9 protein-coding genes are annotated in these 13042 nt (G+C 71.4%); 6 read left to right on the top strand and 3 right to left on the bottom strand.

Annotated elements, in window-relative coordinates; all coding sequences use genetic code 11:
- Positions 1–282 precede the first annotated feature (282 nt).
- From I0Q12_RS13335 to I0Q12_RS13350, 4 genes are all read left to right on the top strand, one after another.
- The gene (locus I0Q12_RS13335; protein WP_197252373.1) at positions 283–1725 is read left to right on the top strand and encodes a DUF2397 domain-containing protein; all 1443 of its coding nucleotides are present in this window, start codon (positions 283–285) and stop codon (positions 1723–1725) included.
- Positions 1722–2867 (top strand): TIGR02678 family protein, encoded by a 1146-nt coding sequence (locus tag I0Q12_RS13340; RefSeq protein ID WP_197252374.1) that lies wholly within the window; start codon positions 1722–1724, stop codon positions 2865–2867. The genes I0Q12_RS13335 and I0Q12_RS13340 overlap by 4 nt, the downstream gene beginning before the upstream one ends.
- Entirely contained in the window at positions 2864–7009 is a 4146-nt protein-coding gene (locus I0Q12_RS13345; protein ID WP_197252375.1) for a TIGR02680 family protein, read from the top strand. The genes I0Q12_RS13340 and I0Q12_RS13345 overlap by 4 nt, the downstream gene beginning before the upstream one ends.
- Before the next feature lie 146 nt (positions 7010–7155).
- Positions 7156–8712, top strand: a complete 1557-nt coding sequence (locus I0Q12_RS13350) for a long-chain-fatty-acid--CoA ligase (RefSeq protein WP_197252376.1) — start codon at positions 7156–7158, stop codon at positions 8710–8712.
- 49 nt (positions 8713–8761) lie between these two features.
- On the opposite strand, the gene I0Q12_RS13355 is transcribed toward I0Q12_RS13350, so the two are convergent.
- Both I0Q12_RS13355 and I0Q12_RS13360 read right to left on the bottom strand, forming a co-directional pair.
- Positions 8762–9946, bottom strand: coding sequence for a thiolase family protein (locus tag I0Q12_RS13355; RefSeq protein ID WP_197252377.1), 1185 nt, complete (start codon positions 9944–9946; stop codon positions 8762–8764).
- Between the two features lie 129 nt (positions 9947–10075).
- Positions 10076–10951 (bottom strand): hypothetical protein, encoded by an 876-nt coding sequence (locus tag I0Q12_RS13360; protein ID WP_231610577.1) that lies wholly within the window; start codon positions 10949–10951, stop codon positions 10076–10078.
- 297 nt (positions 10952–11248) lie between these two features.
- On the opposite strand from I0Q12_RS13360, the gene I0Q12_RS13365 reads away from it, so the two are divergent.
- Positions 11249–11638 (top strand): chorismate mutase, encoded by a 390-nt coding sequence (locus I0Q12_RS13365; RefSeq protein ID WP_374068693.1) that lies wholly within the window; start codon positions 11249–11251, stop codon positions 11636–11638.
- A gap of 81 nt (positions 11639–11719) precedes the next feature.
- On the opposite strand, the gene I0Q12_RS13370 is transcribed toward I0Q12_RS13365, so the two are convergent.
- Entirely contained in the window at positions 11720–12517 is a 798-nt protein-coding gene (locus tag I0Q12_RS13370; protein ID WP_197252379.1) for an SDR family NAD(P)-dependent oxidoreductase, read from the bottom strand.
- A gap of 199 nt (positions 12518–12716) precedes the next feature.
- On the opposite strand from I0Q12_RS13370, the gene I0Q12_RS32765 reads away from it, so the two are divergent.
- Positions 12717–13042: NADPH-dependent FMN reductase (locus tag I0Q12_RS32765; RefSeq protein ID WP_231610586.1), on the top strand; the 326-nt coding region annotated here is incomplete at its 3' end.

The raw sequence follows: 13042 nt of genomic DNA on the forward strand, positions 1-13042 counted from the left end.
GCCCGGTGCGCACGGCCAGCGAACCGAGTCCGAGTTCGGTGTCGCCGCCGTCGAAACACGCCAGCACGGCGATCGCGCGTTCGACTGCCTGGGACCCGGATCTAGGTGTCATCGCTCGGTGCTCCTGGATGTGCGCGTTCCGGCGCGTCGTCGCACCGGCCGGTTCGCACTATCTCCGGGGCCGCGACCCCCGGCAATGGTTTTCCGCACCGGGTGGTCCAAGTCTTCGGTCCCCCGTTAGCCTGTCCGTACGTCGAACGTGGGTGGGGAGGTAGGCACGGCATGGGCGAAAACCGCCGCCGCGATCTGTTCCGCCACCTCGCCGACGACGACGCCGACGACTATCTCGCGATCGTCGCGTGTCTCTGCGACACGCTCGCCTCCGATCTGTCCGCCGCCGAGATCGCCGACCGCATCCCGGGTAGGCCGTTGACCGCGCAGGTCGTCGAGCAACGCTGCCGCCGCCTCGTCGAGTGGGGCAACCTGACGGCGACCCGGCCGGCGGGGGTCGACACGGACACCGATCGGGATCGGTTCCGGGTGTCCGTCTTCGGCGGCCGGGTGCATCGCGAGGCGACCGCCGTCCTGACCGCGCGCGACGGTGCCCGCGAGGTGGCCCGCGAGGTGCTCGGTCTGATCGCCGAGGATCTCGCCGGCCTCGCGGACGCGCCGGGGACGGCCCGCACCGACCCGGAGGCGGTGTCCGGTCTCGTCACCAGCGTGTTCACGCACCATCGGACGTTCACCGACAGCATCGCCGACTTCTACGCGTATCTCGCGGACGTGCTGGCCCGGTTCGATCTGTCCGGGGACGAGTTCGGCCGGCTCAAGACGTTGCTGCTCGAATACGTCGATCTGCTCGACGGCGACGTCGCCCGGCACACCCCGGTCATCGCGGCGCGTCTGGACGCGCTGATCCCCCGGCTCGATCCGCTGCTCGCGGCACTTCCCGGCCCGCCCGTTCCGGACGGTATCCCGGTCGCGCGGCCCGCGGGCCGCACCCGCGGCGACTGGGAGGAGCTCGCCGCCTGGTACGCCGCGGATGCCGGGCCGAAGCAGTTGCGGGAGGCGGCCGGGCAGGCGCTGGGCCGGTTGCTCGGTCACACCCGACGACGGCTCGCGCCCACCGGCGCGGGCGGCTCACGGCGTGCCGATCTGCTGACGCTGGCCGGACGGTTCGCGGAATCCTCGGATGCGCAGGCGCACCGGTTGTTCGCCGCGAACTTCGCCGCCTACCCGAGCCGGCACCTGCTGCTCGGCCCCGACGAGCCGGACCCGCGGATCGGGCCGGGCACCTCGTGGTGGGACGCCGATCCGGTACCGGTGCCGGTGTCGCTGCGGGAACGCGGGGACCGGTCTCCCCGCGGCCACAGCGCCCGCGTGCCGGACCCGACGCCGGACCGCAGGCGGATCGCGGCCCTCGCCCACGCCGACACCGAGGCGCGCCGTGCCGCCGCGGCCGAACTGGTCGCCGCCGGCGACCTGCACGGCGCGACCGTGTCCGCCGCGGCACGCGAACTGCTGCTCGATCGTCTCGCGGCGCTGCTCGCGCAGCACCGCACCCTGGACACCGCGGTGCGGGTGCAGGACAGCGACCTCGGGTTGTGCCTGCACGCCGCGCCGGGACCGGACACCGTGGTGCACGGCCCGGACGGTGATCTGACGGTGCACGCTGTGCTGCTGCGCGCGACCGCCGTGGATTCGTGGCAGGTGAGTGCCCTGTGACGACCGGCACCGGTACCGCCGCGCAGGACGCGACGGGACGCCGCGACGCGGCGCGCACCCTGCTGCAGCAGCCGATTCTCACCGCGGGCCGCGACCCGGACGCCCTGGCGCTGGTCCGGCGGCACGCGACCGCGTTGCGCACGATGTTCGCGAGCCGCCTCGGCTACACCCTCGTCGTGGAACCGACGTTCGCGCGCCTGGTCAAGGCCGCCCCGGCCCCGGGCACACCGCCGCGGCCGCTGCTGCGCGACGGCGGCGAACCGTTCGGCGCCGCGACCTACGCCCACCTGGCGCTGGTGTGCGCGGCCCTTCTCGCTCCGGGCATCGGCGATCACGTGCTCGTCTCCGCACTGGCCGAGCAGGTCCACGCGGACGCCACCGCGCTCGGTATCGCCGGGTCCGATCCGGTCGCGGACCGGCGGCAACTGGTGGCGGCGCTGCGGGCGTTGCAGGACTGGGGTGTGCTGACCGACGACGCCGGGATCGTCGACCGGTGGGCTGCCGGGGACGGCGAGGACGGGGTGCTGGACGTGCACCGCCCGCTGCTGGCCCACGTGCTCGCACCGGCGCCGGACGCCGGCGGTCCGCCGGTCCCGGCGCGGGTGCGGTTGTACCGCAGGCTCGTCGAGGATCCGGTCGTCGCACGCGACGACCTCGCCCCGGACGAGCTCGACGAACTGCACCGTGACCGGGTCGAACTGGCGCACCGGCTCGACGAGGATTTCGGGCTCACCCTCGAGGTCCGCACCGAAGGTGCCCTCGCGTACGACGCGGACGGCACCCTCACCGATCTGTCGTTCCCCGGGCCGGGAACCCTGAAACAGGCCGCACTGCTTCTCATCTCGTCGCTGATCGAGGAGCACGAACCGACCCCGGGCGCGGATCTGGTGATCTCCGCGGCCGCGGTCGACGCCGCGATCGCGAGCCTGGTGTCCACCCACGCGCGGGACTGGCGGGCCCGGTACGTGCGCGACCCGGACACCCTGCGGCGCGAGATCACGGATCTGCTGTCCGACCTGCACCTGGCCCATCCGGACGGCGGCGGACTCGTGCTGCACGCCCCGGCCGCCCGCTACCGCCCCACCGCCGCCGAACGACCTGATACCGAAACACACACGGACACCGAAAGACCCGCGCCATGACCCGACCCTCCGCCTCGATCGCTCCGGCCCACCATCCCCGGCGGTGGCGGCTCTCGCGCGCCGGCATCGTCAACGTCTGGCACTACCTGGACACCGAGTTCACGCTCTCGGGCGGTCGGCTGATCCTGCGCGGCACCAACGGTTCCGGCAAGTCCCGCGCGCTCGAGATGCTGTTGCCGTATCTGCTCGACGGCGACCGCAAACGCATGGACGCGACCGGTGCCGGGAAGGTGAACCTCGACGAACTCATGCGCACCGGCGCCGGCGACCAGGACAACCGCGTCGGCTATCTGTGGATCGAACTCGCCTGCCCCGACGAATATTTCACGATCGGCGCGCACATCCGCTACAGCGCGGCCGCGCATCGCAGCGAGGTGCACCTGTTCACCACAGGCCTGCGTGTCGGCCACGATCTGACGTTGGTGGACGAGCATCGGATGCCGCTCTCGCGCGACGACCTGATCGCCGCCGTCGGCGCCGACCGCGTCACCCGCAGCCCCGAGGAGCACCGCGACACCGTCCGCGCCGAAGTCTTCGGTCTGCGCGGCGAATCCGGACGCGACCGGTACACCGGCCTGCTGCAGCTGCTGCACACGCTGCGCTCCCCCGACGTGGGCAACCGCATCGACGAGGGGCGACTGCCGCAGATCCTGTCCGACGCGCTGCCGCCGCTGAGCGAGAACCTGCTCACCACCGCCGGCGACCGTCTCGACGGGCTCACCGAAACCCGCACCGCCCAGGAACATCTCGAAGAGACACGGGAACATCTCGAACAGTTCCACGAGGTGTACCGCCGCTACGCGACGCACGTGCTGCGCGAGGCCGCCGACGCCGCGGCACACGCCGCCGACCGGGTGGCGACGACGACGGCGGAACTCGCCGAGGCCGACGCCGACGCCGCCGATATGGAAGCCCAGTCCGCCGCCGCCGACACCCGCCTGCGGGAACGTCGCGACCAGCTCGACGAACTCGAACGCGCCGTCCGGGGCCTCGAGTCGCGCCCGCTGTTCCGGGACGCGGACGATCTCGCGCAGCGCCGCGCCACCGTCGCCGCCCTCGCCGACGCCGCGGAACAGGCACTCGACAGTGCGGCCCGGGCCAGGCACCACGAACAGGTCGACGCCGACGTCGCGGCCGAGCACGTCGACGAGCTCACCGCCGCGGTGTCCTGCTCGGCCGAGCTGCTCGCCGAGGCGAAGGCACGCCTGGGCGCGGCGTCGATGCCGCACACCGCCCTCCCCACCGAACTGCTGCTGCACGTCGACACCGCCCCGCCGCGCATGGAACCGGTCCGCACCGACCGCGACACCGTGCCGGCCGCGCAGGTGCGTCCGGCCGTCGCGGACCTGCAGTTGCGGCCCGACGACCTCGAATCGGCGCGCGACGCCGCGCACGACGCGGCGATCGCCGCGCAGCGCCGCAGCGACCGTGCCGGGCGGCGGCTCGAGGAGGCCCGCCGCCTGGAGGCCGCCGAACGCACCGTCCACGCCGCCGAGGCGGACGCCGAACGGACCGCCGGGGAGGCCGAACGCGACCGCGCCGAGCTCGCCGAGTCGACCCGGGTCCGGGACGACGCCGCCATCGACCTCAACCGGCGCTGGCGGGCCTGGATCACCGATCCCCGCACCGTGCGGTTGCTGCCCACGGTCGAACAGGACGGGCCCGAACTCCTGCAGGTGCTCGCCACGGATCTCGAGGCGCTCACCGGCACCGGCGGCGCGGACGCCGACGCGGCGCTGACCGAACTCGACCGGCTCCCCGATACCGCCGCCCGCGCCGCACGCGACGGCATCGCCGCCGAACTCGCCGCACTCGAACTCGCCGACCACGACGCCGATGCCATCCGCACGGCGCTGCTCGAGGAACGCAAGACCCTCGAAGCGGACCGGCAGCAGGCACCCGGGGACGCCCCGTGGCGACGCGAGAACGACGGTGTACCCCTGTGGCGCGCAGTCGAATTCGCCGACAGTCTCGGCGTGGACGACCGGGCCGGGGTGGAAGCGGCACTGCTCGCCGCCGGTCTCCTCACCGCCACCGTCGACGGCGACGGCCGCCTGCGCGCCCAGTCCGGCCAGGTCCTCGTCTCGCCCCGCAACGAACCGCCGCGGAATCCGCTGTCGACGGTGCTCGTCCCCTCCCCCACCGCCCCGGTGCCGGAGACGGCGATCGCGACGGTGCTCGCCGCGATCGGCTTCGAGGACGCCGGCGCGATCGCGTCGGTGTCCCGCGACGGGCGCTGGCACAACGGGGTGCTGCGCGGACGGCACACCGCCGACGAAGCCCGGTTCATCGGCGGCCACCACCCCGGCGACCCCGACGCACCCGGCCGCCACGCCGAGCGTCTCGACGAGATCGCCGCGGAGCTCGCCGCCGTCGAGGTCGCCGCCGCGCAGCGCGCCGAGCGCCGCCGCGCTCTCGAACAGGACCGGCGCGACCTCGACACCCACCTGCCGACGGCACCGCGGTCGATCGCGCTGCGCGAGGCCCGCATCCGGACCCGCGAGCACGAGGCGCGCGCGAGGCGCAGCGCGGAGGCGGCGGTCGCGGCGCGCGACCGGGCCGCCGAGCTACGGGCCCGCTGGTCCGCCGACCTCGACACCCACCGCGCCACGTGCGCGCACTTCGAGATGCCGTCCGACGTCGCGGCCCTCGAAGCGGTCGTCGAGGCGTGCGCCGACGCCGGGCGCGCATGCGTCGACCTCGCCCGCGGCCTCGACGACGTGCGCGCGAGCCGCGACCGGCACAGCCGCGCCGTCCACCGGTTCGCCGACAGCGGCGCGCGGCGCGTCGAGGCCGAGGCGGTCGCCGAGGCCCGCTGGCACGAGTGGCACGGCAAGGCCGCCGTGGTGGCGGCGCAGCACGAAGCCGTCGCGATGAGCGTCGCGGAGCTCGAGGCCGAACTGTCCAGCTCCGTCACCGAGCAGGCCCGCACCGAGGAACAGTGCCGCCGCACGCAGGCGCACCGGGAACAGCTCGGCAAGGACGTCGCGCAGGTGCGCGAACGCTGTTCGGCGATCCGTGAGCGTCTGGTCCGCGACCGGGAGGAACTCGCGGCCGCGGCCGCCACGCTGTCCGCGCGGTTGCAGCTGCCGTCGATCGCCGCCGCCACGGACGTGCAGGTCGACCCGCTGGCCCACACCGACGATCCGGACACGGTGCGTGCGGTCGCCGACGCGGTGCGCGCGGCACTGCCCGCCGTCAAGGCGGCCGGTCAGAACCGGGTCCTCGCGGCGCTGCAGCAGCTCGCGCGGGCGGTGTCCGGGCAGCTCGACGTCGAGCACACGGTCGACGACGGCGTGCACGTGGTCCGGATCTCGGGGGCGGGGGCCGACGGCACCCCGACCGAAGTCCTCGAGCACGTGACCGCGCGGGTCGACGAAGGCAGGCGCGCGCTCACCCAGCGGGAACGGGACGTGTTCACCGGGTTCGTGCTCGGCGGGGTCGCCGACGAGTTGCGGCGCCGCATCGAACGCGCCGGTGAACTCGTCGACGCGATGAACGCGAGCCTGTCGGGGAGCCGCACCAGCCACGGCATCGGGGTGCGCATCGGGTGGGTGCCCAACCGCGGCGACGACGAGATCGCCCGCATCACCGCGCTGCTGGCGGATCCGACCGGGCCGGGCAACGGGTCGGAACTGATCGACCTGTTGCGCCGGCGCGTCGAGGCCTCGCACACGACGGATCCGTCCGCCGGGTACGCCGCGCACCTCGCGCAGGCGCTGGACTACCGGAACTGGCACACCGTCGACGTGACGATCCTGGGTCCGGAACCCGATCAGGAGCGGCGGATCTCCAAGCGCGCCAAGATCTCCCAGGGCGAGACCCGGTTCGTGTCGTATGTGACGCTGTTCGCCGCGGCCGACGGCTATCTGTCGAGCCTGCCGGACGTGGACCGCGCGCTGCGGCTGGTGCTGCTCGACGACGCGTTCGCCAAGATCGACGATCCGACCATCGGCGAGTTGATGGGCCTGCTGGTCCGGCTCGACATCGACTTCGTCATGACCGGGCATGCCCTGTGGGGTTGTGTGCCACAGGTTCCCGCCCTCGACATCTACGAGGTGCGGCGCCTCGAGGACAGCTCGGCGGTGACCACCCACGTGCACTGGGACGGCCACAACCGGCACCTGCGCCCGCTGGACTGAGCCCCCTTCCCCGCGACCGCGGGGCATCCGGGTCGGGCAGCGGGTCCGTCGATTCCCGGGACGGCGGCACCGGCCCTCTATAGCCTCTGGGCTATGTCGCGGCGCTCGCCCCCCACGGCGCCGCAGGCGAGAAGGAGGCTCTTCGGATGTCCGAGTCGACCCGACCCACCCTGATCGAACGTGTCGCGCACTGGGCGCGCACCACGCCCGATGCCGAGGCCGTGCGGTATCTCGACCGCAGCCACACCTGGTCGCAGTGGCACGAGCGGCTGACGCGCCTCGCCGGCGCCCTCGCCGACGCCGGGGTCGGCCCCGGCGACACCGTGGCGTTCGTGGACAAGAACAACCTCGCCTGCATCGAGGTCACGTATGCCGCGTCCGCGCTCGGCGCAGCCACCGCGATTCCCAATTTCCGGCTCGCCGGCGACGAACTCGTCTACGTACTCGACGACGCGAAACCCCGAATCCTGTTCGTGGGCAACGAATTCGTCGAGCAGATCGACGCCATCCGGGACCGTCTCACCGCGGCCCCGCAGATTCTGGTGGTCGGCGGGGACGACGACGAGTTCGAACCGCTGATCGCGCGCTCCGAGCCGCCGTCGGTGCTGCCGCAGGTCTCCGCGGACGACACGGCGCTGCTGCTCTACAGTTCCGGCACCACCGGTCACCCGAAGGGTGTGCAGCTGACCCACCGGAACCTCGCCGCGCACGCCGAGGCGGTGATGTCGGTGCTGCCGTTCACCGACGACGACTGCCTGCTGGTGGCGATGCCGCTGTTCCATGTGGGCGGCACCTGCTACGCGGCGATGGGCATTCACGCCGGGCGCCGCTGCGTCTTCACCCGCGAGGCGGATGCGCCGTCGCTGTTCCGCGGGCTCGCGGAGGGCGCGAACATCGCGTTCCTGGTGCCGCCGGTGATCGCGGGGGTGCTCGCTGCCGGCGAGAAGGCGATCGCGGCGTTCTCCCGGCTCACCCGCATCACCTACGGCGCCGCCCCCATGCCACTGCCGCTGCTGCGCGCGGCCCTGGCGGCGTGGCCGGACACCGAGTTCGTCCAGGTGTACGGGATGACCGAACTCGCCGGGGTGATCACCGCGCTGCTGCCGGAGGTGCACCGCGACGAGACGCAGGTCGCGCGTATGGCGTCGGCGGGCACCCCGCTGCCCGGGGTGGAGATGCGCATCGTCGACCCGGCCACGCTCACCGACGTCGAACCCGGTGCGGTCGGGGAACTGTGGTGGCGGTCGGAACAGACCACCCCGGGCTACTGGCACCGCCCGGAGGCGACGAAGGAGGCGATCGTCGACGGTTGGTTGCGCAGCGGAGACATGGGTCGCGTCGACGACGGCGGTTTCGTCTACATCGAGGACCGGCTCAAGGACATGATCATCACCGGTGGGGAGAACGTGTACTGCCCCGAGGTGGAGCGGGTACTCGTCGAACATCCCGAGGTCGCGGAGGTCGCCGTGATCGGCGTGCCGGACCCGAAGTGGGGTGAAACCGTCAAGGCCGTCGTGGTCCCGACCCCGGACAGCACCGTCAAGGAGAGCGAGCTTATCGACTACACCCGCGAACATCTCGCAAAGTTCAAGTGCCCCACCAGCATCGACATCGTCGATGCGCTGCCGCGCAATCCGACCGGCAAGATCCTCAAGCGCTCGCTGCGTGAGCCCTACTGGGCGGATCGGCCGCGCAGCATCTGAGCCGCGGTTCGCGGTGGGAGCGCACCGGCGCTCCCACCGCACCCGTTCGTCAGCCGATGCGACGGAACAGCGCCGCCAGCGCCTGGCCGCCACCGATGCACATCGTGACGATGCCGAGCTCGAGGTCGCGGCGCACCAGATCCTTGGCGACACGGACGGTGAGGATGCCACCGGTCGCGCCGACCGGGTGGCCGAGCGCGATCGCACCGCCGTACGGGTTCGTCTTCTCGGGATCGAGTCCGGCGTCGCGGATCACGGCGACCGCCTGCGACGCGAACGCCTCGTTCAGCTCGATCGTGTCGATGTCGGACGGCGTGGTGCCGGTCTGCTCGAACAGCTTCTTCAGCGCCAGCACCGGGGCGTAGCCCATCAGTTCCGGTTCCATCGCGGCGGTCGCGACGGACTCGAGGGTGACCAGGCCCCGCAGGCCCTTCTCCTCGGCCACCGACTGCCGGGCCAGCACGACCGCGCCGGCACCGTCGTTGATGCCCGACGCATTGCCGGCGGTGACGGTGCCGTCCTTCTCGAAGGCCGCGCGCAGCTTGGCGAGCGTCTCGATGGTGGTCTCGGGCTTGGGGTGTTCGTCGGTGGTGACGGTGACGGGCTTGCGGCCGCCGATCTCGACCGGGGTGATCTCCTCGGCGAACGCCTTCTGGGCGGCGGGTTCGGCGGCGCGACGCTGCGATTCGACGGCGAACTCGTCCTGCTGCTCCCGGGTGATGCCGTACTTGCGTGCGACGTTCTCGGCGGTCACACCCATGTGGATGTTGTGGAACGGGTCGGTGAGCATGCCGACGGTGCCGTCGACGAGGGTGTGGTTGCCCAGCTTGTAGCCGGCCCGCGCGGAGTAGTCGTAGAACGGCATGCGCGACATGTTCTCGTCACCGCCTGCGACCGCGAGGTCGACGCCGCCCCAGCGCATCTGCATCGCGGCCGACCAGATGGCCTGCAGGCCGGAGCCGCACAGGCGGTTGACGGTGTAGGCGGGGACCGACTGCGGGATGCCGGCCGCGAGGGACACGCGGCGGGCGTTGTAGGCATCGGGGCCGACCTGGCCGATGCAGCCCATGACGACCTCGTCGATGTCCTCGGCTGCCACACCCGCCCGTTCGAGGGCGGCCTTGACGGCGGTGGCGCCGAGTTCGTGCGCCGGTACGTCCTTGAAGACGCCACCGAAGCTGCCGACCGGGGTCCGTGCCCCTTCGACGACGACGATCGGTTCCGGTGTGGTCATTTCCTGTCCCATCTGCTCGAAGCGTTCGCTACGTCTGGCACCCAGTGCCAGTACCGCATGTAATCCAAGTTACCCGCGTGACGGCGATCGGAATACCCCATCCCCATTCGTATTCACGCGATGAACCGATCAGTGCTGGTGAGGATCGTTCAGGTCCTGCCGCAGGATCCGTTCCACCGCCCGTGGCGAGCCCAGCTCGCGCCGCATCTCGGGGAAGCGGGCATAGAACTCGAGCACCCGGTGGAGCAGGACGGGGTCGATGTCGAACCGCCGCGAGTCCACTTCGATCATCGGTTCCCCGGGCATCCGGTCCAGGCGGAAGATGCGGCTGGTGCGGCGCCTGGCCCACGCCGCGGTGGGGGTGCCGAGCACCCACGATTCCGGGTAGCCGTGATGGTCGGCGCGCACCCCGGCCACCGACACCCACGGCAGATAGGACTCCACGGTCCAGCCGCGTTGCCGGACCCCGTCCGGTCCCAGAAGCAGGGAACCGGAGCGGATGTGGCCGAGCAGGACCTCGACGACGAACGCCACGCACGGCACGCCCAGCAGCGCGAGCACGGGACTCACCCACGGGAATCCGCTGCTGAACACGAAGATTTCGACGGCGGCGCCGACGGCGAGCGCGGCGGCACATCCCACCATCGCGACGAGCAACCCGAACACCGATCGTCGCGAGCGCACCTCGGTGGTACCGGCGACGCCGGCCGGCACGAACCGCACACCGGGTGCTCCGCGCTGCGGTCGCCAGTAGGTGTAGCCGAACAGGGCGGTCAGTCCCATGAGGGCCGCGAGGACGAGGAAGAACCGGGTCACCGCACCCGACTCGGCGGCCGCGGTGCCGGCGCGCCACAGCGCCAGGACGAAGAAGACGGCTGCGAACCCGATCGCGAGGGCGACCCGGCGGTTGAACGAGTCGGCGGGCCATTCCGGGGGTCGCTCCGGAGGTGGGGCGTACGGCGCGGATTCCGGTTCGTCGTCGCGTCCTGTGAACGCCGGTCCCACTGCGATTCCCCTTCCGGAAGCGCCAGGGGACCCCGCCGCCCCCGGCCGGTGCCGGTTTGGGCGCGAACGCTACCGCAGCGCGGCGTTCCAGACGGGTAGACACGCTTGGAACTGGACATTTGGTCGAGAAACCGCCAAAGTAGTCCCACTGACCTGGATAATGCACACAAACATCTCGAGCACCAGTGTGATCATCACCATACTCGAGAGTCAGTTGGCGTATTCATGCTGCTCAGACCAAGTTTCACCGGGGGGAATCGGATGGCGTCGTACCAACACGCAGAATTTTGTGTACGGATGAGTAACACCTTCGGCGATCGACACGACACAATCTGTGACGATTCAGACGAGACCGGAGGAATCTGCATGACTGTCCAGCTTGATTCGCCTGGCATCGAAACCGCCGAGCAGGCCGCTTCGACCGAGGTCGAGCTCGTTTCGGCCGATGTCGAACTGGCTCATCTGTTCGACGAGATCCAGGAACTCGATGCCCAGATTCTCGAGGTGATCAAGCGGCGCTGCGAGCTGTCTCAGTTGATCGGGGTTGCGGCGAAGGCCACCGGCCATTCGCGTGAGGCCCAGAACCACGAGATGCAGGTCCTGGACCGCTTCACCGAGCTCGGCAAGGACGGCAACACCCTCGCGCTGACGCTGCTGCGTCTCGGCCGTACGCGCCTGGCTTCCTGACCTCAGCCCACGAGAACGGCGAAGCCCCCGCACCGATTCGGTGCGGGGGCTTCGCCGTTCTCGTGTCCGAGCGCGGGCGGATCAGTAGTAGACCGCTCCGGGTACGCCGCCGCCGACGGCGACGGCGTCGCCGGTGATGCCGACGCTGCGCGGGGAGGCCAGGAACGCAACCACATCGGCGACCTCGCTCGCGTCGATCAGCCGGTGCAGCGAGTTCTGGGCGAGTTCACGTTCGAGTTCCTCGACCGGAATCCCGGTCTCCCGGGATCGTGCGGCGACCTGTGCGACGAGCCGCTCGGTCCGGGTCCGGCCCGGATGCACGACCGTCACGTTGATGCCGTGCGGTCCGAGTTCGTCCGCCAGGTTCTTCGTCAGCGCGGCGACGCTGACGTTGCGGACGGTCTGCGCGATCGAGTTGGCCGCCCGTGCCCCGAGGCCGCTGATGTTGATGATGCGGCCCCAGCCCTGGTCGATCAGGTGCGGCGCGACGGCACGCGCGGTCCGCAGGTAGCCGAGTACCTTGATCTCGACCTCGCGGCGGACCACATCGTCGGTGGTCGCGGCAAAATCGGTCGGGGCGTTGGCACTCCACGGGGTGGCGGCCGAGTTGACCAGGATGTCCACGCCGCCGAACTCCTCGACGGTGCGCGCCACGAGAGCGTCCACCGAGTCCTGGTCGCCCGTGTCGGTGGGCATCCCGACGACCCGCCGCCCGGTTTCGTCGGCGAGTGCCTTCGCGGCGATTTCGAGGTCGTGGGCGGTGCGCGCGGCGATCACGACGTCGGCCCCTTCGGTCGCCAGTGCCCGGGCGATCGCGTAGCCGATACCGCGGCTGCCTCCGGTGACGATCGCGCGCTTGCCTTCGAGGCCGAGATCCATGGTGCTCCTCACGAAATGCCGGTTGGTTCCCTCTCGACGCTAGTCCGCCGCCGGGTCACCGCCACCGTTTGCCGTCACGGTGACCGAAAGTCGGGGGCCGGCCGGGATCGGCCGAAAGGGCCGTGGCGGCACCACGATCGGCGGATACTCGGGCGGAGTTCCCCGTCGGGTTGCCCGAGCATGGAAGGACGCCTCCCCCATGACCACCTACACCGTCGGCTATTTCGTCGGAAGTCTCTCGTCGCGGTCCATCAACCGGACGCTGTCGAAGGCTCTGATCCGGTTGGCACCGGACGATCTCGAGTTCGTCGAGATCCCCATCAAGGACCTGCCCCTCTACAGCCCGGACTACGACGCCGACTTTCCGCCGGAGGGCACGGCACTGAAGGAAGCGATCGCGGGGGTCGACGCGGTGCTGTTCGTCTCTCCCGAGTACAACCGGTCCATTCCGGGCGCGCTGAAGAACGCGATCGACTGGGCATCGCGGCCGTGGGGCCAGAATTCCTTCGACCATGTGCCGACCGC

The organism is Rhodococcus sp. CX, from assembly GCF_015865005.1.
Classification (GTDB): domain Bacteria; phylum Actinomycetota; class Actinomycetes; order Mycobacteriales; family Mycobacteriaceae; genus Rhodococcus.